General features: G+C 31.9%; 21 protein-coding genes and 2 tRNA genes. 12 read left to right on the top strand and 11 right to left on the bottom strand.

From position 1 onward, the window contains the following. Positions 1–42: 42 nt before the first annotated feature. The 8 genes from ACKTST_RS09290 (at position 43) to ACKTST_RS09255 (ending at position 7,795) form a co-directional block, all read left to right on the top strand. Positions 43–783, top strand: coding sequence for an MlaE family ABC transporter permease (locus ACKTST_RS09290; RefSeq protein WP_408047481.1), 741 nt, complete (start codon positions 43–45; stop codon positions 781–783). Beyond that, complete coding sequence (locus ACKTST_RS09285) at positions 783–1,547, top strand: ABC transporter ATP-binding protein (RefSeq protein ID WP_408047480.1); 765 nt, start codon at positions 783–785, stop codon at positions 1,545–1,547. The genes ACKTST_RS09290 and ACKTST_RS09285 overlap by 1 nt, the downstream gene beginning before the upstream one ends. Before the next feature lie 134 nt (positions 1,548–1,681). After that, positions 1,682–1,754 (top strand) — tRNA-Lys (locus ACKTST_RS09280). 45 nt (positions 1,755–1,799) lie between these two features. Next, positions 1,800–1,882, top strand: a tRNA-Tyr gene (locus ACKTST_RS09275). A gap of 119 nt (positions 1,883–2,001) precedes the next feature. Then, positions 2,002–4,398 carry a TonB-dependent receptor gene (locus ACKTST_RS09270; RefSeq protein WP_408047479.1) on the top strand — a complete coding sequence of 799 codons (2,397 nt, stop codon included), beginning with the start codon at positions 2,002–2,004 and terminating at the stop codon, positions 4,396–4,398. A 69-nt stretch (positions 4,399–4,467) separates the two neighbouring features. Then, positions 4,468–5,583 carry a C1 family peptidase gene (locus tag ACKTST_RS09265; protein ID WP_408047478.1) on the top strand — a complete coding sequence of 372 codons (1,116 nt, stop codon included), beginning with the start codon at positions 4,468–4,470 and terminating at the stop codon, positions 5,581–5,583. Positions 5,584–5,698: 115 nt separating this feature from the next. Beyond that, positions 5,699–7,147: a DUF389 domain-containing protein gene (locus ACKTST_RS09260; protein WP_408047477.1), complete on the top strand. Its 1,449-nt coding sequence runs from the start codon at positions 5,699–5,701 to the stop codon at positions 7,145–7,147. A 177-nt stretch (positions 7,148–7,324) separates the two neighbouring features. Further along, positions 7,325–7,795: a thioredoxin family protein gene (locus ACKTST_RS09255; protein ID WP_408047476.1), complete on the top strand. Its 471-nt coding sequence runs from the start codon at positions 7,325–7,327 to the stop codon at positions 7,793–7,795. Between the two features lie 37 nt (positions 7,796–7,832). Here the strand turns inward: ACKTST_RS09255 and ACKTST_RS09250 are convergent, their stop codons facing one another. From ACKTST_RS09250 to pdxH, 4 genes are all read right to left on the bottom strand, one after another. Further along, positions 7,833–8,930, bottom strand: coding sequence for an OmpA family protein (locus tag ACKTST_RS09250; RefSeq protein ID WP_408047475.1), 1,098 nt, complete (start codon positions 8,928–8,930; stop codon positions 7,833–7,835). 121 nt (positions 8,931–9,051) lie between these two features. Continuing rightward, positions 9,052–9,948: a Ppx/GppA phosphatase family protein gene (locus ACKTST_RS09245; RefSeq protein ID WP_408047650.1), complete on the bottom strand. Its 897-nt coding sequence runs from the start codon at positions 9,946–9,948 to the stop codon at positions 9,052–9,054. A gap of 8 nt (positions 9,949–9,956) precedes the next feature. Continuing rightward, entirely contained in the window at positions 9,957–10,445 is a 489-nt protein-coding gene (locus ACKTST_RS09240; protein ID WP_408047474.1) for a SixA phosphatase family protein, read from the bottom strand. A gap of 29 nt (positions 10,446–10,474) precedes the next feature. Beyond that, positions 10,475–11,122 carry a pyridoxamine 5'-phosphate oxidase gene (gene pdxH, locus ACKTST_RS09235; protein ID WP_408047473.1) on the bottom strand — a complete coding sequence of 216 codons (648 nt, stop codon included), beginning with the start codon at positions 11,120–11,122 and terminating at the stop codon, positions 10,475–10,477. Between the two features lie 206 nt (positions 11,123–11,328). Here pdxH and ACKTST_RS09230 point away from each other — a divergent pair, with 206 nt between their 5' ends. From ACKTST_RS09230 to ACKTST_RS09220, 3 genes are all read left to right on the top strand, one after another. Next, on the top strand, positions 11,329–13,485 hold the full coding sequence (locus ACKTST_RS09230) for a TonB-dependent receptor (protein ID WP_408047472.1): 2,157 nt from the start codon (positions 11,329–11,331) through the stop codon (positions 13,483–13,485). 155 nt (positions 13,486–13,640) lie between these two features. Continuing rightward, on the top strand, positions 13,641–14,060 hold the full coding sequence (locus ACKTST_RS09225) for a DUF2141 domain-containing protein (protein ID WP_408047471.1): 420 nt from the start codon (positions 13,641–13,643) through the stop codon (positions 14,058–14,060). A gap of 116 nt (positions 14,061–14,176) precedes the next feature. Beyond that, complete coding sequence (locus ACKTST_RS09220) at positions 14,177–14,800, top strand: hypothetical protein (RefSeq protein WP_408047470.1); 624 nt, start codon at positions 14,177–14,179, stop codon at positions 14,798–14,800. 6 nt (positions 14,801–14,806) lie between these two features. Here the strand turns inward: ACKTST_RS09220 and ACKTST_RS09215 are convergent, their stop codons facing one another. From ACKTST_RS09215 to ACKTST_RS09205, 3 genes are all read right to left on the bottom strand, one after another. After that, entirely contained in the window at positions 14,807–15,484 is a 678-nt protein-coding gene (locus ACKTST_RS09215) for an SGNH/GDSL hydrolase family protein (protein ID WP_408047469.1), read from the bottom strand. Between the two features lie 113 nt (positions 15,485–15,597). Further along, positions 15,598–16,368: a zinc ribbon domain-containing protein gene (locus tag ACKTST_RS09210; RefSeq protein ID WP_408047468.1), complete on the bottom strand. Its 771-nt coding sequence runs from the start codon at positions 16,366–16,368 to the stop codon at positions 15,598–15,600. Between the two features lie 3 nt (positions 16,369–16,371). Beyond that, positions 16,372–17,466 (bottom strand): Nif3-like dinuclear metal center hexameric protein, encoded by a 1,095-nt coding sequence (locus ACKTST_RS09205; protein WP_408047467.1) that lies wholly within the window; start codon positions 17,464–17,466, stop codon positions 16,372–16,374. A 51-nt stretch (positions 17,467–17,517) separates the two neighbouring features. Between ACKTST_RS09205 and lpxK the strand changes: the two genes are divergently transcribed. Beyond that, entirely contained in the window at positions 17,518–18,549 is a 1,032-nt protein-coding gene (gene lpxK, locus ACKTST_RS09200) for a tetraacyldisaccharide 4'-kinase (protein WP_408047466.1), read from the top strand. Here lpxK and ACKTST_RS09195 read toward each other — a convergent pair. From ACKTST_RS09195 to ACKTST_RS09180, 4 genes are all read right to left on the bottom strand, one after another. Next, complete coding sequence (locus ACKTST_RS09195; RefSeq protein WP_408047465.1) at positions 18,546–20,531, bottom strand: GTP-binding protein; 1,986 nt, start codon at positions 20,529–20,531, stop codon at positions 18,546–18,548. The two genes, lpxK and ACKTST_RS09195, sit on opposite strands and share 4 nt — an antisense overlap. 16 nt (positions 20,532–20,547) lie before the next feature. Then, a complete protein-coding gene (locus tag ACKTST_RS09190) occupies positions 20,548–21,609 on the bottom strand; it encodes a mannose-1-phosphate guanylyltransferase (protein WP_408047464.1) in 1,062 nt (353 codons plus the stop codon). A gap of 79 nt (positions 21,610–21,688) precedes the next feature. After that, positions 21,689–22,285 (bottom strand): SprT-like domain-containing protein, encoded by a 597-nt coding sequence (locus ACKTST_RS09185; protein WP_408047463.1) that lies wholly within the window; start codon positions 22,283–22,285, stop codon positions 21,689–21,691. A 3-nt stretch (positions 22,286–22,288) separates the two neighbouring features. Beyond that, complete coding sequence (locus tag ACKTST_RS09180; protein ID WP_408047462.1) at positions 22,289–22,969, bottom strand: SDR family NAD(P)-dependent oxidoreductase; 681 nt, start codon at positions 22,967–22,969, stop codon at positions 22,289–22,291. Between the last annotated feature and the right edge of the window lie 2 nt (positions 22,970–22,971).

Below are 22,971 nucleotides of genomic sequence, written 5' to 3'. Positions count from 1 at the left end.
GGTTTTTTAATACTTTAGCAGAAAGAAAATAGTTTTCATTTAATGAATTACATTGAGCATATAGGCAAATACGTAACAATGTTAAAACAGGTTTTTACAAAACCTCAAAGAGCAAGGGTGTTTCGTGAAGCTTTATTTAGAGAAATTGAAGAGCTTGGGCATAAATCGATTGGAATTATTGCGTTTATCTCATTTTTTATTGGAGGAGTAATCGCCTTACAAACTGCTTTGAATTTAGAAAGTCCATTTATTCCAAAATCATTAATTGGTTTTGCAGCAAAACGATCGGTAATTCTTGAGTTTGCTCCAACATTTTGTTCTATTATTTTAGCAGGTAAAGTAGGATCGTATATAACATCAAGTATAGGTACTATGCGTGTTACAGAACAAATAGATGCTTTGGAGGTTATGGGGATCAATTCTTTAAATTACTTAGTCTTACCAAAAATAATTGCAACAGTTTTCTTTTATCCGTTTTTAATTGTTTTAGGAATGTTTTTAGGGATTTTTGGTGGGTGGATTGCTGGTGTAATTTCAGGATTATTTTCAGGAATAGATTTTATTACAGGAGTTCAAATGGATTTTAATCCCTTTTTAATAACCTACGCTCTAATAAAAACAGTTGTTTTTGCTTTCTTAATTGCAACGGTGCCATCATATCATGGATATTATGTTAAAGGAGGTTCTCTAGAAGTTGGAAAAGCAAGCACACAATCGGTAGTTTGGACTATTGTGGTTATTGTAATTGCCAATTATTTCTTAACTCAAATGTTGTTAACTTAATGATAGAAGTAAATAATTTACATAAAGGATTTAATGGAGTTGAAATTTTAAAAGGAATTACAACATCGTTTAAACCAGGTGAGACTAGTTTGATAATTGGTCAAAGTGGTTCAGGTAAAACAGTTTTTTTAAAATCACTAATTGGATTACATGTTCCTGAAGAAGGTACCATTGTTTATGACGGAAAAAAGAATACAGATATGTCTATTGAAGACAAGCGTCAGTTTCGTCAAGAAATAGGAATGGTATTTCAAGGTAGTGCACTGTTTGATTCACAAACTGTTGAAGAAAACGTAATGTTTCCTTTAAAAATGTTTACCAAGCAATCTGAAAGCGAAATGCTTGATAGGGTAAATTTTGTATTGAATAGAGTAAATCTTGAAAACTCTAACCAAAAATATCCAGCAGAACTATCAGGAGGAATGCAAAAGCGTGTTGCAATTGCAAGAGCAATTGTAATGAAACCGAAGTATTTATTTTGTGATGAACCAAACTCAGGTTTAGACCCTCAAACTTCCATAGTTATTGATAATCTGATTCAAGAAATTACCGATGAATATAAAATAACAACAGTTATTAATACGCATGATATGAACTCGGTTATGGAAATAGGCGATAAGATTGTTTTTCTAAAAAACGGACTAAAAGCTTGGGAAGGATCGCATAAAGAAATCTTTAAAACAGATAACGAAGCAGTAGTAAATTTTGTGTATTCATCAAACTTATTCAAAAAAGTTAGAAAAGCTTATTTAAATGATTTGTAGGTAACTTTCTGTTAATTAAAGTGTAAGAAATAACATCGAAAAAAAAATAAAATTAATTCAAAAAAATGTTTGTGGGAACAATAAAAGCTTCTATATTTGCACCCGCAAACGCAGAAAAGCAAAAGCGATAAAATGACCGGGTAGCTCAGTTGGTAGAGCATCTCCCTTTTAAGGAGAGGGTCCTGGGTTCGAGCCCCAGCCCGGTCACAAGTAAAGCTTCTCAATGTTAGAGAGGCTTTTTTTAACAGCTTTGGGGAGATTCCAGAGCGGCCAAATGGGACGGACTGTAACTCCGTTGTCTTACGACTTCGCAGGTTCGAATCCTGCTCTCCCCACAAAAAACCTCAATCATATCGATTGAGGTTTTTTTGTGATTATCAATTTAATGTTTAATAAAAAGTTAGAAAACTTAAACAAAATATTGTATTTTTGTTTAACTCTTAAAATATTCGGTATGAAAAAAGCTCTGTTACTGCTATTGCTTCTAAAAAACTTATTGTTAATGTCTCAAAATGAAGGAGGCATTTTAGGTAAGGTGATAGATGCAAAAACTAGAGAAGCTCTTCCTTTTGTGAATATTTTAGTGTATGGAACTGAAACAGGAACGGTTTCAAATGAAAATGGAATTTTCGAAATAAAAAATGTTCCGTTAGGTTATAATAAAATTCAAGCTTCTTTTGTGGGATATAAAACATTTATCTCTGATGAATATTTAGTAACAAAAGATAATTCACCCTATATTGTTATTGAGCTATTAGAGGATTCTACTCAATTAGCAGAGGTGAAAATTCAAGCAGCTTTGTTTAAAGAATCGGTTGAAAGCCCAATTTCATTACAATCGTTAGGAATAGCAGAAATAGAGAAAAACCCAGGAGGTAATAGAGATGTTTTAAAAGTAATTCAATCTTTTCCTGGTGTAGCGTCTAATCCAGGGTTTAGAAATGATATTATAATAAGAGGAGGCGCAACTTCAGAAAATAAGTTTTATTTAGATGGAATTGAAGTTCCAGTAATCAATCACTTTCAAACACAAGGAGCTACTGGTGGTCCTGTAGGTATTATGAATGCCGATTTGATTAGAAAAGTAGATTTTTATTCCAGCGCTTTCCCAGCAAATAGGGGTAATTCGTTAAGTTCGGTTATCGAATTTACTCAAAAAATAGGGAATCCAAATTCTTTAAATACCCGAGCAACACTTGGAACTTCCGATGCAGGAATTACCTTAGATGGACCTTTAGGAAAAAACACAACGTTTATTTTTTCTGCTCGACAATCGTATTTGCAATTTTTATTCAAGTTAATAAAGCTTCCTTTTTTACCAACATACAATGATTTTCAAGCTAATATTAAATCACAAATTTCAGATAATAGCGAACTTTCAATCGTTATGCTTGGTGCAATAGACGATTTTGAGATTAATAAAGAAGTTAATGACGGTGAAACTGACGTAGAAACAATTAAAAGAAACAAAGTTATTCTAAACGCAGTTCCTGTAAATAGTCAGTGGAATTATACTGTTGGGGCTAGTTACAAATATTTTGCTCCAAGATCAACGCATTTAGTTGTGTTGAGTAGAAATGAGTGGAAAAACAAAGCGGTAAAGTATTTTTTAAATGAGGAGACTCCTGAAAACTTGTTGTTGGATTATTCATCAAAAGAAATAGAAAACAAACTGCGATATGAAAATAGTTTTAAAACTAATAATATTGATATCAATGTTGGTTTTAATCTAGAAACTGCTACCTACACGAACAACAATTTTCAAAAAAATGCTAATTCTAACGGAGTAGCTATTTTTGATTTCAATTCAAGGATAGATTTTGTTAAGTATGGTGTGTTTGGTCAAGTTTCTAAAAAATATTTTAACGATAATTTAGGTATGTCTTTTGGGTTTAGAGTAGATGGGATTGATTACAATTCAACAATGAGTAATCCATTAAATCAGTTTTCACCAAGATTATCTTTGAGTTATAATTTTTCTGAAGAATGGATGTTGAGTTCATCTATAGGTCGTTACTATCAATTACCAACGTATACCGTTTTAGGTTATAAAAACGAAATGGATGAATTTGCAAACAAAGAAGGTTTAAAATACATACAATCGAATCATTTGGTAAGTGGCTTAACTTATAAGCCTAATACCAGTTCAAAAATTACATTTGAAGGATTTTATAAAGATTATACAGATTATCCATTTTCAGTAAGAAACCAAATCAGTTTGGCAAATTTAGGAGCTGATTTTGGTGTTATAGGAAATGAAAAAGTAACTTCTACTTCAGAAGGAAGAGCTTATGGATTTGAAGTATTAGCACAAAAAAAATCGTATAGCGGATTGTACGGAATTGCATCGTATACTTTTGTACGAAGTGAATTTAAAGATGCGCAAGGTAAATACATTCCTTCAACTTGGGATAATAAACATTTACTAACAATAACAGCAGGAAAAAAACTAAATAGAAATTGGGAAATAGGAACAAAATTTCGACTAGTGGGAGGTAAACCTTTTACACCTTATGACTTAGATGCTTCTTCATTAAAAGAAAATTATGATGTTCAAAACGGGGGGATTTTAGATTTTACCAAACTTAACACAAAACGTTTAGATACATACACACAATTAGACTTTCGTGTAGACAAAACATGGTTTCTAAAAAAAGCAGCTATTAATTTGTATTTAGATGTTCAAAATGTGTATGCGAGTAGTTCAAAACAACAACCATTTTTATTGCCAATTGAAGATGAAAACGGAAGAGTTTCTGATCCGAACGACAATTCAAGATATCTTTTAGAAGAAATAGAAAGCACAACAGGTAGAGCTTTACCGCGCATAGGTGTTATTGTAGACTTTTAACAATTTTAAAGTTTTTATACTCTATTAAAAAGAGTAAATTGCTAGCTTAATTATTTTAAGACTTAAAAAATGAAAAAAATTCTATTAGGAGTAACGCTATCTGTTATAAGTTTAACTTCTGTTTCTGCACAAAAATATGAGTTCACTACTGTAAAAGATATAGAAGATACTGAAGTTAAAAGTCAGGGAAGAACAGGAACTTGTTGGAGCTTTTCTACCACCTCTTTTTTAGAATCAGAAATTATTAGGTTAACAGGAAGAAACATCGATTTGTCTGAGATGTTTACGGTTCGTAATACTTATTCAGAAAAAGCAAATAATTATTTATACCGCCAAGGAAAAGCGCAATTTAGCGAAGGTGGTTTGGCGCACGATGTAATTAATTCGGTAGCAAAATACGGATTAGTTCCAGAACAGGTTTTTACTGGGTTAGATGTTGGTCAAGATAGACATAATCATGCAGAAATGATTGCTGTTTTAAAAGCGATGTTAGATGCTTATATTAAAAATCCAGCAGGAGAATTGAGTCCGAAATGGAAACAATCAGTCGAAAGTGTTTTAAATGTGTATTTAGGTGAAAATATACAAGAGTTTACGTTTGAAGGAAAGAAATATACACCGAAAACATTTGCTGAATATGTTAAGATAACCCCTTCAAATTATATCACAATTAGTTCTTTTGAGCATGCTAAAAAGTATGATAAATTCATTTTAAATATTCCTGACAATTTTTCAAACGGAATGTTTTACAATGTTTCTTTAGACGAATTGGTTTCGGTAACAGAAGAAGCAATTAAAAATGGATATACAGTTGAGTTAGATTGCGATGTTTCAGAAAAAACATTCTCGTCAAAAAACGGAGTAGCGGTAATTCCTGCAAGTAGTACTGAAAATGATAAATCATTAACAGAAATTGTTAAAGAGAAAAACATTACACCTAGTTTACGACAAGCAGAATTCGAAAACTTTAATACAACCGATGATCATCTTATGCATATTGTTGGTTTGGTAAAAGATCAAAAAGGAAATACATATTTTAAAGTAAAAAACTCTTGGGGAACAAATCAAGGAAATGATGGGTATGTGTATATGTCTGTTCCTTATTTTAGATTGAAAACAATTTCGGTTTTATTACATAAAGATGCGGTTTCGTCGTCTTTAAAAGAAAAATTAACTGTAAAATAATTACAGATATTTATAAATTTCAAAAGCTTGAAAGCACTAGTCTTTCAAGCTTTTTTTATGCCTTTTCAGTTTTAGGAATTTTGTATCTTTCCAAAGTTAACAAAAATCAAAAATTATGGAAGAAAATAAGCAAGATGAAGCTGTAGAGCAATCAAAGCAAGAAATACAGCAAGATGCTAAAGGCTTATGGGAGAAGGTTAAAAAATTTATTTTAGAATTATTAGACTTTAGAGAAGATACCGATCAAGAAGCTACAATAAATGCAATAAAAAGCGATATTCCGTTTAAAGGAGCTACTGCTTGGATTTTAATATGCTCAATTTTTGTAGCATCTATTGGATTGAATGCTAACTCAACTGCGGTAGTAATCGGAGCCATGTTAATCTCACCTTTAATGGGACCTATTTTAGGGGTTGGTATGTCAATTGCGATTAATGATATTGACACTTTACGAAAATCGTTAACCAATTTAGCAACGATGATAGTGCTAAGTTTATTAACGGCTTTTTTATTCTTTTTCTTGTTTCCACTTCGTGAAGAAACTTCTGAATTATTAGGGAGAGTTCGACCAGATATACGAGATGTGTTAATTGCATTTTTTGGTGGATTAGCATTAATTATCGCTCGAACAAAAAAGGGAACAATAGCTTCTGTAATCTTTGGGGTTGCAATTGCTACTGCTTTAATGCCGCCGTTATGTACAGCGGGTTATGGTTTAGCAATTGGAAATTTCGATTACTTTTTAGGAGCAATGTATTTGTTTACAATCAACACAATATTCATTGCATTAGCTACATTTTTAGTGCTTAAGTTACTTGGGTTTACAATGATTCGTTATGTGAATTCTGCGAAGCGAAAAAGAATTGCTCAATTGGCTTCATTTATAGCATTGTTAGTAATGGTTCCTGCTGTTTTTACTTTTGTAGGAGTATATAACGAAAGTGTGATAAATGCTAACTATGACAAGTTTTTAAAAACTAAAGTATTAGATAACCCTAATTTATGGTTACAGCGTCATCGATTGGATATTAATGAAAAGAAGATAAATTTATTTTTTAACGGAGATGTTAGCGACGCAACCGAATCTTTTTTAAGAAATGAATTAAAAACGTTCCCTAGAATTGATTCGTACAGTTTAATTGTAAATGAAAACAAAGCAAAAAGTGTTGATAGGGTAGTAGATGCATACGATAGAGCAATAGCAGATTTAGATGAAAAAGACAATATAATCAAAGGCTTGCAAAAAGAAATAGAGGATTTAAAAACCACTATAACAGGTTTAAATCAGAGAATAGAACAAGACGAATTAAACAGGGATAAAAACTCAATTCCGTTTAGTAAAATTAGTACCGAAGCTAAAATTAGATTTAATGATATAAAATCGATGAGTTTAGCAAAAGTATTGTCGTCTAGCGATTTTATAAAAGTAGATACAATTACAGAAGTATCTATTAAATGGAATGCTAAAGTAGCAGATTCAATAATTGTAAAAAATGAAAAGGAACTGAGAGGATGGATACAAAAAGAGTTGAATACTGATAATATTAAACTAAAAAGAGAATAATAGTTAAAACGAAAGACCTCGCAATAGCGAGGTCTTTGCTTTTTGATTTTTTGTTAAGCAATACACAAAGCGTGATTTTTTAACTCATTAATATGACACCATAATTTTTAAATAGTCACATTTGTTTAGGTGAAAAGTGGTATTATTTTTGTTTATTTGAAGCATATCGTATTACATATGAAGAATTTATTTTTATTTCTGACAGCGTTAAGTTTTAGTTTTACTGTATGGTCTCAAGAAATTGAGAGCAAAAGTATAGACGAGGTTATTTGGACAAATAACTATAAAGAAGCATTAAAGAAGGCAAAAAAAGAAAGAAAACCTTTACTAGTTTATTTTAAAGGTTCAGATTGGTGTGGACCTTGTAAAAAATTAGATAGAGAACTATTTAGTTCAGAAAAATTTAAAAACTTTTCTAAAGAAAACTTTGTGTTATACGAAGCTGATATTCCAAGAAATCAAGATTTGGTTGAAAAAGAAAAGTTAGATATGAATAAAAAACTAGCAGATAAATATAAAGTAACAACCTACCCTACATTAATTTTTGTTAATCATAAACAAAAAGTAATAGCTTATAAGAAAGGGTTACTTTTAACTGAATACTATTATCCGTTTTTTGATTCCATTATAAATAAAAAACGAGGTTAATTTTAACCTCGCTTTTTTTATTCTTTAAGAAGTAGAATTATTTTTGATTGATAACTCTAAATTCTGTTCTTCTGTTTACTCTGTGCTCAGCTTCTGTACAAGTAACTCCGTCTGAACATCTGTTCTTTAATCTAGATTCACCATAACCTTTAGCTACTAATTGACTAGGATTTACTCCTTTTGAAATTAAATAGTTTGCTACAGCTTGAGCTCTTCTGTCAGATAAATCTTGGTTAGATTCTCTTGAACCTCTTGAGTCTGTATGAGAAGCTAATTCAACTTGAACGCCGTCTTTTAAAACAGGTAATAATCTAGAATCGATTAGTTTTTTTGCTGATGAAGTTAATGTAGCGCTTCCTAAGTTCCAGTTAATTGGTAATGGGTTGTAAGTTAATAACTCACACTCAACTTCTTTCCAAGTAGTTAATCCACCTTTACTTACTAAAACTTCTTTACTAACTGTTTGGTATTTAGCATCAACAGTTACTTCTTCTTGCCAAGCATCTTTTACTAAAACTGTTTTCTTAATTTCATTATAAACAGCAGGAATTTCAATTGTTCTGGTCGTAGGAGGAGTAACCATAACTCTTTTAGTATAAGTCTTCTCAAAACCAGGTACTGGAGTTTTTTGAGTACTAGCATCGTTATCTAACTTTGTAGTTGGAATTGTAACGAATTGTGCAGGAATTGGTTTATAACACCAATATCTACAGTCGTTAGGATCACTAGATTCACAATCTGGAGCTTTTTCGCTCATTTCCCAAACAGCAGAAGCAGCTTTTGTTTCAATTACTTCTTCGTCTGGTTTAAAAGTAGCTTTGATAACACTTAATTTACTAGCGTCTTCTTTAGCAGTATAAGTAACTACTTTGTTTTCCCAAACAGCTGGTACAATTTCTAAACGTTGTCCTGCTTCTTTTACAATTACTCTTTCTGTAACAGTTTTGTATTCTGCAGGATGCGTAACAATTCGTTTGTACGCAGGTGCAACTTCAATAGTTACATCTTCATTTTTCCAAACTTCTGGAGTTTTACAACGTACATAACATTTTCCTGGTTCAGGATTTTCAGGTAAATCCTGTGCATAAGCAGTCATTCCAGTAGCAATTAGTGCCCCTAATAATAGTTTTTTCATAATTAATAAAATTTACTTTGTGATTGTTAAGCTTTTATTTTGTGACACACTTAGGGGAGAAAAGTCACAATTACTAAAATATAGTAAATTTTATTTTATGTTAAAAATTGTTAAAAATAAATTATAATTTATTGAAATATAAGCTTTTAATTATTCCGTCTGAAAGTCCAATTTTAGGAACGTAAATTTTTCTAGCATTGCTCCATTTCATTGCAGATAGGTATATTTTTGTTGCAGGAACAATTACATCGGCTCTATCTGGGTTTAATCCCAGTTCTGAAATACGTTCTTGATAACTCATTTTTTTTAAGAACTGATATTGGGCATTTAAGTATATGTAAGAAATAGGTTTGCCAATATCTCTACCCGACATTTTAAAGAGCTTATTGATATTTCCTCCTGAACCGATTAAAGAAATACGTTTATATTCACTGGTGTTTTCCTCAATCCAGTTTTGAACTTTCTTGAAAAGAAGCTTGTTTTCAGATTTTTTGTTATTTAGTAAACGTACTGTTCCTATTTTAAAAGATTTAGAGTTGATTATTTTTCCTTTTGAAAACAATGTAAACTCGGTACTACCACCACCTACATCAACATATAAGTAAGTTGAATCAGATTCAATTAATTGATTTAAATCGGTAGATGAAATAATAGCCGCTTCTTTTTTTCCGTCAATAATATCAATTTTAACTTCCGTATTTTCTAAAATAGCTTTTGTTACTTCTTTACCGTTCTCGGCTTCTCTCATTGCAGATGTTGCGCAGGCTTTATATCTTTCTACTCCATGGATTTTCATGATGAGTTTAAAAGCTTGCATAGCATCAATCATTCGTTGTGTATTTGCTTCAGAAATTCTTCCTGAAACAAAAGCATCAGCTCCCAGACGAATAGGCACACGAACTAATGATGATTTTTTAAATTGAGGTTCTCTATTATCTTCTTCAATAACGTTAGCCACTAATAACCTTACTGCATTAGATCCAATATCAATAGCGCCGTATTTTTTTATCTTCAAAATATATAGATTTATCTATGGTTTTTAGGAAACTCTACTAATATAGTATTTCCTTTCTTAATATCCTTCCAGTGTTTAGTGTCAAATCGAATACCAACAACCCCGCAAGTGGTTACGTGGGCAATTGGTTTGTTTCCAAATTTATTTACAAAACTGTTAATACCGTGGTCGTGACTAAAAACAATTGCACTATCAAAACTATCATCTAGTGCTTTTACCGTTTTTACCAAGTAGCCATCGCTAAAGTTATATAATTGACGTTTTATTTTTAGGTTAGATAATGGGTATCCAAAATTCTCACAAAAAATAACCGCGGTGTGTAATGCTCTATTGGCACTACTAGAAAGAAAAACATCAGGTTTGTTGATTTCTTTTGCTAGGTATTTTGATAAAAGATGCGCGTCGTTAATACCACGCTCTTTTAAAGGTCTGTCAATATCTTTAACGCTATCATACTCCCAAGATGATTTTGCGTGACGAACGATATATAGTGTTTTCATTCAAATATAAATACTATGTAAATATAAACTTATGGAGCTAAACGTTCAAGTTTCCAAGAAAAATCTTTTTGCAATGTATATCGAATACGATCGTGCATACGATTTGGACGCCCTTGCCAAAACTCAATTGATACGGGTTTAACTATAAATCCACCCCAATGCTCTGGTCTGGGTATTTCTTTTCCTTTAAAGTGTTCTTCAAACGTGTTTAAATTGTTGTCTAGTTCATTTCTAGACGTAATGACTTCACTTTGATTAGAAGCCCAAGCACCAAGTTTACTTCCGTCTGGTCTCGATTCAAAATACCCATCAGATAAATTAGCAGCAACTTTTTCTGCTTTACCTTTAATGATGATTTGACGTTCTAATCCTGACCAAAAAAAAGACAAACAAACATGGTTATTTTGTAGAATAGCTTTTCCTTTTTCAGAAGTGTAATTGGTGTAAAAAATAAATCCCTCCCAAGTGTATTTTTTTAACAATACAATTCGGTTTTTTGGAAATCCGTCTAAACCAATAGTACTAATATTCATGGCATTGGCTTCATCTATCATTTCAGATTCATCTGCAGTTAAAAACCAGTTTCTGAACAGTTCTATTGGGTTTTCAGGACAATTACTTTCTAGTAACTCTTCTTTTTCGTAAGATTTTCTATAATCGCTTAAATCGTGTGCCATTTTAATCTTTATAACTAAGGTAAAAATACAACATACAAAGGAAACTTAGCAAGATTTGTCAATCAAAAAGCAAGATTTGTAAAAGATATTATTGGTGCTGAAAATACTTTTGCGACAGTTCATCCTTTAAATAATACAGTTGAGAAATTTCTTTTAGATACATTTTGAGTTCTACTGCACTTTTGTGGCATCAATAAATCCAAAAAATGAAAAATTTAGTAAGTATTTTAATAGTTTTTAGTTGTAGTTTTCTTGTTGCGCAAACTAATGTATCAGGGAAAGTAGTTGACGCAAAAGGAAATGCAATTGAAGGAGCTAATGTGTATTTAGATGGAACGTATGATGGAGCTTCTACTTCAATAGATGGAAGTTTTTCTTTTGTTACTTCTGAAAAAGGAAATCAATCGTTAGTGGTTTCATTTATTTCTTTTGAAACATTCACTAAAACAGGCGATGTTTCACTGTTTAAAAATCTAAAAATAGCTTTAAAAGAAGATGTTAATACCTTAGATGCGGTAACTATTAATGCAGGTACTTTTGAAGCAGGAGATAATGCAAAAGTAACGGCGTTAAAACCTTTAGATGTAGTAACTACCGCAAGTGCTTTGGGCGATTTTGTTGGGGCTTTACAAACGCTTCCAGGAACCTCAACTGTTGCAGAAGACGGGCGCTTATTTGTAAGAGGAGGTAGTGCAGAAGAAACACAAATTTTTATAGACGGAATGCGTGTATTTACACCGTTTACGCCAACAACAAACAATATGCCTACACGAGGTAGGTATTCGCCATTTTTGTTTAAAGGAATTTCGTTTTCTACGGGAGGATATTCAGCTGAATACGGTCAAGCATTGTCAAGTGTGTTGTTGTTAAATACGATAGACGAACCTGTGCAAGAAAAAACAGATTTAGGTTTTATGTCGGTTGGTTTAGCTGTTGGGAATACGCAAATTTTCGGTAAAAATTCGTTAAGTGTAAATGCTTCTTACATCAACTTAAAACCTTATTTAGAGTTGTTTCCTGATAGAAATACATGGAAAAAACCTTACGAAGCTTCTAGTGGAGAAATGGTGTATCGCTATAAAGTAAATGATGCTGCAATGTTAAAATTATATGGCGCTTATAGTTATACAAATTTCGATTTAATACAAGAGGATATTAATTACGAAAATGGTTTAGCTTTTGCCTTAAGAAATAGAAACGTATACTTTAATGGTTCATACAAATATCGTTTATCGAATGATTGGACGCTTTCAGGTGGAGCTTCTTTTACTAACGATAACAACAAAATTGGAATTTTTGATGATGAAGTTATCGGTAACGAGAATTCAGCGCATTTTAAGGTAAAATTACACAAACGTTTTACGAATCGATTTAAGCTAAGTTTTGGTTCAGAGTATTTTGTAACCAATTTTACTGAAAATTATAAAAATACAACCAATGGAAATTTCACATACGGATTTGATAACAATATCTTTGGAGGTTTTGCTGAAGCGGATGTTTTCTTTTCAAAAAAGTTAGCAACCAAAGTAGGAGTTCGTGTAGAGAATTCAGAATTATTACAACAATTTACAGTTTCTCCAAGAGCATCGATAGCGTATAAATCAGGAGCCCATAGTCAATTTTCATTGGCTTACGGACGTTTTTACCAAAATCCGAAGAATGAATATTTAAAATTTAATTCAAACTTTGAAGCAGAAAACACTTTGCATGTAATTGCTAATTATCAATACGTAAATAACAAGCAAATTTTTAGAATTGAAGGATATTATAAAGACTATCAAAGTTTAGTAAAACACGATACCGAAAGAATACTACCTACTACTAATTTTACCAATTTAGGAAGCGGTTTTGCGAAAGGAATTGATGTGTTTTGGAGAGATGGAAAGAATATAAAAAAGTTAGATTATTGGGTTTCGTATTCGTATTTAGATACCGAAAGAGATTATAAAAATTACCCAATAAAAGCTACACCTAATTTTGCATCAAAGCATAACTTATCGGTAGTGGGAAAATATTGGGTTGATAAATGGAAAAGTCAGGTTGGGTTCAGTTATAGTTTTGCTTCTGGTAGAAGTTATACCAATCCGAATATAAACGGATTTTTAAATCAGCAAACAAAAAATTACAATTCACTAAGTTTAAATTGGGCGTATTTATTAAGTCAACAAAAGATTTTATATTTTTCGGTAAATAATGTGTTAGGCACGAAAAATGTATTTGGATACAACTACAAGAACACTCCTGATACAAACGCAATGTTCGATAGACAAGCAAGAGTTCCGGCAGCAGACAGATTCTTTTTTGTTGGGTTCTTTTGGACGATTAGCGATAATAAAAAAGACAATCAGTTAAACAATTTATAGATACCGTCATTGAGAGGTGGAACGACGAAGCAATCTCTTGTAGTGAGGTTTGATAAATAAAAACACAATTCAGTAGAAGAAAATAACAGTTGAGTAGTTTTAATTACTAGAAGCAACAAAAACATAAGATATTTGAATCATCAAAAACAAAAAACATGAAAAAATTATTTTTAATAGGAACATTTTTAATTACAGGTTTACTAAGCTCTTTTGCACAAGAAACTTATACAATCACAGCTAATTTTTCAGGAATGAAATCTGATAAAGGCGATTTGTTTGTAGCCTTATATAATAAAGAAGGAGAATTTTTAAAGAAGAGTTTTAAAGGAAGTGTTGTTACCATCAACAACAAAATGGCAACAGCTGTTTTTGAGAATATCCCGAAAGGAGAATATGCTATTTCTTGTTTTCACGATGAAAACGACAACAAAAAAATGGATACTCGAATTTTCGGAATTCCAAAAGAACCTATAGGGATTTCTAACGATGCTAAAGGTTTTATGGGACCTCCAAAATATAGCGATGCTAAATTTTTAGTAGATAAAAACGTAACCTTAGTCATCAACGTAAACTAATTTAATCACACGCTATAACAATCTATTTACTCAATTATTTTGAGTAAATACAAAGGTAATCTATAAAAATATGCAGATTGCTTTACAGGATTTGTAGTGCCTAAAATCAATAAAAAATGAAAAAAATCATCACACTTTTAACACTTGTATTTACAGTATGTTTATCAGCACAAACTCCTTATGAAAAAGGAATGGAAAAAGCATTTGAACTTTGGAAAACCAACCAGACAAAAGAAGCAAGTCAGTTATTTGAACGAATTGCAACTGCCGAAAAAGATAATTGGTTGCCTCCGTATTATGCAGCAACGATTGAAATTATTGAAAGCTTTCAAATTAAAGAAGAAGCTACTTTAATTGCTAAACTAAACAAAGCACAAACGTTTTTAGATGCAGCAAATTCTTTATCACCTGATAATCCAGAAATATTAATTCGTCAAGCTTTGTTGCATGTTGCGTATATGGCTTTTGATGGTCAAAAATACGGAATGACGATGTCGATGAAGAATGCAGCATTGTATAAAAAAGCGTTTGAGTTGGCACCAGAAAACCCGAGGGTAATTTTAAGTAAAGCTGAATCGGATATGGGAGCTGCACGCTTTTTCGGGCAATCGACAAAACCTTTTTGTGAGAATATTAAAAAAGCAATTGAGTTAAGTAAAAAAGAAGAACTTACAGTTAAGTTTTATCCAAAGTTTAATATAGAAAGAGCAGAAAAAGTATTGGAACAATGTATGAAATAAGATAGTTTATTTCTTATCAATCACTTTAACAATCAAATTAAAAGAATCTTCATCAGTTACCCATTTTTTATACTTTTTAAAGGGTAATTGTTGAAGGTTTTTTGTTGGATATAATTGATGAAAAATAGTAAGTGCTGCTAAAAAACTCCCAGCTTTTGATGGATGAAAATTATCATGATCATATAACGACTCTTTGTCTTTGTAGGTATTATATTCTTGCCAATTAACTCCCGCAGGAAATAAAAGTGCGCTATTTTTTTGAGCAGCAAGCGTGTGATTTTCTATAACTTTATCAAAAGTATAATAATACGTTACTGATGGCCACACCATAAAATATCCAAGTTTAGTATTGTATTGGTTGCAAAGCTGTTTCATTTTTGCTCCGTCTTCTAGTAACATTTGTTTTCCTTGGGCTTGCGAAGAAGGACCTTGCTGAATGATCATATAATCAAAACGCTTTTTTTGTAATAGCTGTTGTAGTTTTCCGCTTTCTAAATGATCTATAATCGCATAATTAGGAAAACATAAACTAGCTGTTTTAATACTAATGTTGTTTTGTTTTCCGATATATTCTAGAATCTCTGGCATATTATTCGAATAGGTTAAACTATTACCTACAAATAAAATGTCTTGTGCTTTTATTGTTAAGCTGAAAAAGTATAGTATGTAAAGTAGTTTTTTCAAATTCAAGTTAATTAAACTAAGTTAAGAAACAGTATCGAAAATTTGTGTTAAAAAATACACAAACAAAAAAACCTCCGAAATTCGGAGGTTTTTAATTTATATAGTAGAAAAAATTAAGCAAATAAGCTGTCAATTTTATCTTTCTCTTCTTGTGCTAAAGCAGCATCAACTAAGATACGTCCACTGTGCTCATCAATTGTAATCTTTTTACGGTTTGCAATTTCTAATTGCACCTGTGGTGGAATTGTAAAGAAAGAACCTCCTGCAGCACCACGCTCGATAGCTACAACTGCTAATCCGTTTCTTACTTTAGTTCTAATTCTTTTATAAGCAGCTAATAAATGATCGTCGATAGATTGTGAAAACTCTTCAGACTTCTCTTTTAATAATTGCTCTTCTTTTTGCGTTTCTTTTAAGATAGCATCTAATTCACCTTTTTTGTGAGCTAAATGACTTTCTTGTTGTGCTAATTTTTCTTTTGTGCTATCAATAACTTCGTTCTTTTGAGCAATTTTAGCTTTAAATTCTTTAATTCTCTTTTCCGATAATTGAATTTCTAATTCCTGATATTCAACTTCCTTTGTTAAAGAATCAAACTCACGGTTATTACGAACATTTTTTTGTTGTTCTTCGTACTTAGCAATTAATGTTTTAGACTCATCAATAGCTAATTTTTTATTACTGATGTCAGTTTCTAAATTTTTAACATCTTCAGCTAAATTTGAAAGTCTTTTGTTTAATCCGGCAACTTCATCTTCTAAATCTTCAACTTCTAAAGGTAATTCACCACGAACGTTTCTAATTTCGTCAATTCTAGAATCGATTAACTGTAAATCATATAACGCTCTTAATTTTTCTTCTACCGTTACTTCTTTTTTTGCCATCTGTTAAATATAGTGTATTGGATTTGTACTCTTTTCGCTTAAAATAATTGCAAAAGTACTAAATTTTTTATTAAGATAATCAACTAAAAGATTTTTTGTAAATTGTTCGCTTTCGTAGTGTCCAACATCGGCTAATAAGATGTTTTTTTCTGCTTTAAAAAACTCATGATACTTAAAATCAGCACTTATGTAAGCGTCTGCGCCAGCGCGTTTAGCATTGTTAATTGCAAAACTACCCGAACCTCCTAGAACTGCTACTTTTTTAATAGGTTTTGAAAGTAATTCTGAATGTCGAACACAACCAGTTTTAAACGTTTTTTTAACGAATGTTAAAAAGTCATTTTCATTCATAGCTGATGATAGCTCACCAATCATTCCCATACCTACATTTTGATTTTGATTGTCTAACGTAATTACTTCATATGCAACTTCTTCATATGGATGATTTTTAAAGAGTGTAGCAAGTATTTTTTCTTCTAAAAAGGCATCAAAAGTTACAGTAATACACGTTTCTTCTTCAAACATCAACTCTCCTTTTTTGCCCACCTTCGGATTTGAGTTTTCGTTACCTCTATAACTTCCTTTTCCTTCTACATTAAAAGAACAATGGTCGTAGTTTCCAATATTTCCTGCGCCAGCTTCAAATAGCTTTTCACGCAGATTAGCAGCTTCTGCAAACGGAACATAGGTAGTTAACTTTTTGATGATTCCTTTTTTAGGAATAAGGGTTTTCATGTTTTCTAAGCCTAAAACTTCTCCCATTTTAGCTGAAACTCCGTTGTTTACATTATCTAAAGCAGTATGCGTAGCATAAATAGCAATGTTGTGTTGAATAGCTTTTAGTACAACACGTTCAACGTAATTGTTACCGTTTATTTTTTTCAATCCACTAAAAACAATCGGGTGAAAACTTACAATTAAGTTGCAGTTTTTAGCTATGGCTTCATCTACGGTTTCTTCAAGTGTATCTAGCGTAACTAAAACTCCGGTTACTTCAGTGGCATAATTTCCGATGAGTAAGCCAACATTGTCAAAATCTTCGGCATAAGCTAGTGGAGCAAGTTGTTCAATATAATAGGTAACGTCTTTTATTTGCATAGTTTTAATTTAACTGATATCAAAGTTAAGATTTTTATTACTTTTGAAACAATGAAGTTACTTCGATTTTTATTATTTCCGTTTGCTGTTTTGTACGATGCAATTACGAGAACTCGTAATTGGTTTTTTAATCTTGGAGTTTTAAAATCAACCAAATTTAACATTCCTATAGTTGCTGTTGGGAATTTAAGTGTTGGCGGTACAGGAAAATCTCCGCAGATAGAATATTTGATTCGCTTACTAAAAGCTGATTATAAAATTGCAGTTTTAAGTCGCGGTTACAAACGAAAAACAAAAGGTTTTCAGTTGCTTGATGATTCACATACAGTAGAAGATGTTGGCGACGAACCCTTACAGTTTTACAAGAAGTTTAAAAATGAGGTTTCTATAGCTGTTGATACTGATAGAACCAACGGAGTTCAACAATTGTTAAAAGGTGAAAATCCTCCAGAAGTAATTTTGCTAGATGATGCATATCAACATAGAAAAGTAACGGCAAGCAGCTATATTTTGCTCACCAAGTACAAGGATTTATTTATCAATGATTTTTTATTGCCTACAGGGAACTTGCGAGAAAGTAGGAGAGGAGCAAAAAGAGCGAAAGCGATTGTAGTTACTAAATGTCCCGAAAATTTATCGAAAATTGAGCAATGTGAGTTAGAAAGAAGAATAAATCCATTGCCAAATCAAGAAGTGTTTTTTAGTACAATTGTGTATGATGAACAACTAGGAGGAACTGAGAATCTCAGTTTACAAGATTTAACCAATATGGAAATTGTTTTGGTTACGGGAATTGCGAATCCGAGTTCTTTATTATCTTTCTTAACTGAAAGAAAGATAAAATTTCAGCATATAAACTTTCCAGATCATCATCATTTTTCAGATTCAGATTTGAAAAATATTCAACAACAATTCGAACAAATTGAAAGTTCAGAAAAGTATATCATTACTACTGAAAAAGACTTTGTAAGACTAGAAGGGAAACTGAAAAACCTAGCTTATATCGGAATTAAGAATAAGTTTTTAGGGGATGAAAAAGCTTTTGATAGGCTCGTGTTAAATGAAATAAAGAATTTCAGTTAAATCACTCGTTCATCAGCTTTGTACGCTCCACGACGATGTAAAATCCATTGCGCTTCATCTAACGGGTTTACTCCTTTATAAGGTTTAGAAACGCCTTCACCTTCAGGGCAAACATCATAGCCAAAAAACACCATTCGTAAACGTAAACGACCGCTACAAATAGTGTTTAGTTTTATACTTATATCTAAAGACGTAGCCACAGGAATAGTTCCTGTTATATGTACCAATTCATTTTGAAACTTAGGAGAATCAATCGTCGCTCTTCTGGTAGTAAGTTCTGAAATGATTTTACCTAAAAACTCTTCGTTTGTTTTAATTTCAAAACGTAGTAAAGGTTCTAATAAATGTGTTCCGCCAGCTTCTAATCCTTTCATAATTCCCATAGGTGTAGCTAAATTGAAATCTCCAGGTCTAGAGTGCACATTATGATCTTCTCCTTTAATTAAAGTGATTTTTACATCGGTAACTTCCCAACCTAATAGTCCTTGTTCTAGCGCTTTTGGTATGGTTCGCTCAATTTCATTTTGATATTTATTATGAATGTCATTTTTTGAAACGATTGATTGATAGGTAACTCCTGAATTTAACGGAGCAGGTTCAATCAAAAATGTCATAATTGCCCAACAAGGTTTGGGCATCCAATAGCGTACATAACCTTCAGCAGCTTTAGTAATCGTTTCTTTATAAACAATTTGAGGTTCTGTAAAACGTACGGGGATAGAAAAGCGTTCTTGTAAAACATGAGTTAGTACTTCTATCTGCATATCGCCCATAAGTAATAGTAAGAGCTCTTGTTCTGGTTTATGCCATTTGAACTGTAAAGAAGGATCTTCTCTGTCTATAATTTGTAAAGCCTGCGCAAGCGCATTGTAGTCTTTATCATTTTCAGGGAGCACTTGTACACTTAATACAGGAATGTTTAGTTCTGGAAGCTTTGGGATGTTTTCTGAGCTTCCTAAAATATCACCAGCTTTGGTATTTATAACTCCTGTAATGATTCCTATATCACCCGTTTTAATTGTTGTGTCTAGGTGTTTTGTATGATGAAAAACTTTAGATTGATTAATCTTAGTTTCTAAGTTTTGCGTGTGGTTGTAAATTACCGATTTAGAAGATAACTCACCCGAAAAAACTTTAACATGAGCCATAGCTCCGTGTATTTTATCGTGCTCAAGTTTGTATACATAAGCTGAAGTTTCTTTGGTAGTTGTGTTCTTTTTAGTTTTGATAAATTGAGTTAATCCGTTTAAAAGTTCTTCTACGCCAATATTGTTTTTCGCAATCCCTGTGTACACAGGAGAAATAACTGCTTTGGAAGTGTTTTTGGCAATTGTTTCTAAAAAAGTCTTGTCAGAGATATTATTTCCGTTAAAATATTCATCCATCAAAACTTCATCAGTTTCAACCAATTCTTCAAGTAAAATTTCTTTTTTCTCTTTATCTATTGAACTATTGTTAAAAACCGATTGAATATATGCAGAATCTAATCCTCCGTTATGACTTGTGTAAATAGAAACAGTCTTACATTGAAGTTCATTTTTAACTTGCTCTAAAACAGCTTCAGTATCTGCTCCTTGTCTATCAATTTTATTAATAAAGATTATTGTAGGGATTTGTAATTTTTGAAGCGCATCTGTAATAGTCAAGGTGTGTGCTTGTACACCTTCAACAGCAGAAATAACCAAAACGACAGCATCTACGACACACAAAGTTCGGGCAACTTCACTCGAAAAATCAACGTGACCTGGGGTGTCGATTAGATTAATTTTGGTGTTGTTCCAAACAAAAGAAGTGGTGGCTGCTTTGATAGAAATTCCACGTTCTTTTTCAAGAGACATGCTATCGGTAACTGTAGAACCTTTGTCTACACTTCCGATATTTCTGATAGCTCCAGAATGATATAATAGATGTTCTGTTAGGGTAGTTTTACCCGCATCTACGTGCGCTAAAATTCCAATATTTAAAATGTTGTCGTATTCCATTTAAAAAGAAGAAGTATTACAATTGTTCTTTAGCAGCAGTGCTAATTTGTTTAATTTCTTGTTCGTCTTTACGTGGACAAATTAAAATAACATTTTCTTTTTCAATAATTATAAAATCGCTAAGTCCTTGAATAATTACTTTTTTACCATTAGCAGTACTAACCATATTTCCTTGAGCATCTCTAAATAAAGTTTTTGCCCCAACAGTGGCATTTTGTTGACTGTCTTTTTCTAATTTTTGATATAAAGAATCCCAAGTTCCTAAATCGTTCCAACCAAAATTTACAGGTAACACGTGTACGTTGTTAGAGCGTTCCATAATTCCGTAATCAATAGAAATGTTTTCACATTTTTCATAATTACTTTGTATAAAATCATCTTCAAAGTTAGTGTTGTAAACGTTGTTTCCGTCATCAAGAATGTCAACCATTTCTGGTAAATACGTTTTAAAAGTTTTTAAGATGCTTTTAGCAGACCAAACAAAAATACCAGCATTCCATAAATAGTCACCGCTGTTTAAAAACTGTTGCGCAGTTTCTAAATTAGGTTTTTCGGTAAAGTTTTTTACTTTTTTAATGTTGGAAGATTCATTTTCAAACTGAATGTATCCATACCCGGTATTTGGTGAATCTGGTTGAATGCCTAAGGTCATTAAAATATCTTCTTTGGTACAAGCCTCAAATGAAGTTTTAATGTTGTTTATAAACTCAGTTTCATTTTCAATCCAATGATCTGAAGGAGCAATCAACATAATAGCATCTGGATTTTGTTGATAAATTTTTAAAGCAGCATACAAAATACACGGAGCAGTATTGCGCATCGCAGGTTCTAACAATAATTGTTGAGGTGTAGTTTTTGGTAATTGTTCTAAAACTAATTTTTCGTAACGTTTATTGGTTGCAATTAAAATGTTTTCAGAAGGAATTAATTGCTCAATTCTGTTAAACGTACGTTGAATCAACGTTTCACCAGTACCTAAAATATCATGAAATTGTTTTGGAGAGTTTTCGGTGCTTACTGGCCAAAGACGAGAGCCAACACCCCCTGCCATTATTACTGCATAATAATTTGTGTTCATTTGTTACTTGTGTTTAAGTCAAGCTGAACTTGTTTCAGCTTCTCACTATAAGATTCCGAATCAAGTTCGAAATGACATTTTAGGTTGAAGTTACTAGCTTCACTTCTGCATTTTGATTGAATAAATACACTCGATTATTACTTAAATTTAAGCATTCAAATCGAGTTCTGCGTTTATTTCCTCTTTTGTATAAAGTGTCTTTAAATTGAAAAACACTTCCGTTAGGAATTTCAAAGATAAAATTCTTTCCGTTTTCAGATTGTCCTCTTCGTAAAGCAAGCGATAAATTTACGTCGGTATCGGTACTTGCTTTTGGGTTTTTTAAATAATTTGCTAAATAAGGTAATATATCTGTTGGGTAAATTTCTGGTTGTAAAAAAGGAAGCATTAAATGTTGAAATACTGTTTTCCATTCTTTACCGTGCGGTTGTACTTTTCCAAATTTTTGATAGGTAACATGATGAGCGATTTCATGAATTAACGTGAGTAAAAATTGATACGGATTCAAATTATTATTCACTGTAATTTGCATGTGTCCGTTTGGTAAACGACGAAAATCACCATGTTTGGTTTGACGTTGACTTACTATCTTTAAATTGATTTTATGTTCAATAATTAAATATTCAACTAGCGGAATCGCTTTTTCTGGAATGTATTTTAGGAGTGGAATTCTCAAATTTTAAGGAGTTGAGCTTGATACTTGTAACACTTTTCCGTTGTAATATTTGTTTCCTGTTAAGGCAAAATCAAAAATATAGTTTGCCATTTCTTTAGCAGATAACGGAGCAATATACCCAGGAAAGGCTTCTTCTAACATTTCGGTTTGTACTGCGCCTAAAGCTAATACGTTAAATGCTATTTGTTGCTCTTTATATTCTTCAGCTAATAATTCAGATAACGTAATTATAGCCCCTTTTGCAGAACTATAAGCTGCTAATCCAGGAAATTTCATGCTTCCTTGAATTCCACCCATAGAACTAACTGTTACGACATGACTTCCTTTATTCATAAACGGAAGTAGATTTTTGGTCAATTCTGCAACTGCAAAGACATTTACTTTGTAAACTTCTTCAAAATCATTTGTAGTTAGTTGTTCAAAAGGTTTGTTCACTAATTTTCCAGCGTTGTTGATAAGAATATCAACATTATTCCAGTTAGATTTTACAAAATCTACAGCTTTTAAAATGTCTTTTTCTAAAGATAAATCTACAGAAATAGTGGTAATGTTTTTGTGGTTAACTAATTCAAGAGGTTTAGTGTTTCTCGATAAGGTTAACACTTGATGCCCTTGATTAGCAAATTGTTGCGATAATTCAAAGCCGATGCCTCTACTGGTTCCTGTGATTACAATATTCTTCATGT

Origin of the sequence: Tenacibaculum crassostreae (genome assembly GCF_964512405.1) — a bacterium.
In the GTDB taxonomy this organism is placed as follows: Bacteria; Bacteroidota; Bacteroidia; order Flavobacteriales; family Flavobacteriaceae; genus Polaribacter; species Polaribacter crassostreae.
Note: the sequence above shows the minus strand (reverse complement) of the source record. Positions and strands in the feature narration are given on the sequence as shown.

Excerpts from the sequence above, each read along its gene's own strand:
- ACKTST_RS09290 (WP_408047481.1), top strand. The coding sequence starts at position 43 with ATGAATTACATTGAGCATATAGGCAAATACGTAACAATGTTAAAACAG.
- ACKTST_RS09285 (WP_408047480.1), top strand. The coding sequence starts at position 783 with ATGATAGAAGTAAATAATTTACATAAAGGATTTAATGGAGTTGAAATT.
- ACKTST_RS09270 (WP_408047479.1), top strand. The coding sequence starts at position 2,002 with ATGAAAAAAGCTCTGTTACTGCTATTGCTTCTAAAAAACTTATTGTTA.
- ACKTST_RS09265 (WP_408047478.1), top strand. The coding sequence starts at position 4,468 with ATGAAAAAAATTCTATTAGGAGTAACGCTATCTGTTATAAGTTTAACT.
- ACKTST_RS09260 (WP_408047477.1), top strand. The coding sequence starts at position 5,699 with ATGGAAGAAAATAAGCAAGATGAAGCTGTAGAGCAATCAAAGCAAGAA.
- ACKTST_RS09255 (WP_408047476.1), top strand. The coding sequence starts at position 7,325 with ATGAAGAATTTATTTTTATTTCTGACAGCGTTAAGTTTTAGTTTTACT.
- ACKTST_RS09250 (WP_408047475.1), bottom strand. The coding sequence starts at position 8,930 with ATGAAAAAACTATTATTAGGGGCACTAATTGCTACTGGAATGACTGCT.
- ACKTST_RS09240 (WP_408047474.1), bottom strand. The coding sequence starts at position 10,445 with ATGAAAACACTATATATCGTTCGTCACGCAAAATCATCTTGGGAGTAT.
- pdxH (WP_408047473.1), bottom strand. The coding sequence starts at position 11,122 with ATGGCACACGATTTAAGCGATTATAGAAAATCTTACGAAAAAGAAGAG.
- ACKTST_RS09230 (WP_408047472.1), top strand. The coding sequence starts at position 11,329 with ATGAAAAATTTAGTAAGTATTTTAATAGTTTTTAGTTGTAGTTTTCTT.
- ACKTST_RS09225 (WP_408047471.1), top strand. The coding sequence starts at position 13,641 with ATGAAAAAATTATTTTTAATAGGAACATTTTTAATTACAGGTTTACTA.
- ACKTST_RS09220 (WP_408047470.1), top strand. The coding sequence starts at position 14,177 with ATGAAAAAAATCATCACACTTTTAACACTTGTATTTACAGTATGTTTA.
- ACKTST_RS09210 (WP_408047468.1), bottom strand. The coding sequence starts at position 16,368 with ATGGCAAAAAAAGAAGTAACGGTAGAAGAAAAATTAAGAGCGTTATAT.
- ACKTST_RS09205 (WP_408047467.1), bottom strand. The coding sequence starts at position 17,466 with ATGCAAATAAAAGACGTTACCTATTATATTGAACAACTTGCTCCACTA.
- lpxK (WP_408047466.1), top strand. The coding sequence starts at position 17,518 with ATGAAGTTACTTCGATTTTTATTATTTCCGTTTGCTGTTTTGTACGAT.
- ACKTST_RS09195 (WP_408047465.1), bottom strand. The coding sequence starts at position 20,531 with ATGGAATACGACAACATTTTAAATATTGGAATTTTAGCGCACGTAGAT.
- ACKTST_RS09190 (WP_408047464.1), bottom strand. The coding sequence starts at position 21,609 with ATGAACACAAATTATTATGCAGTAATAATGGCAGGGGGTGTTGGCTCT.
- ACKTST_RS09180 (WP_408047462.1), bottom strand. The coding sequence starts at position 22,969 with ATGAAGAATATTGTAATCACAGGAACCAGTAGAGGCATCGGCTTTGAA.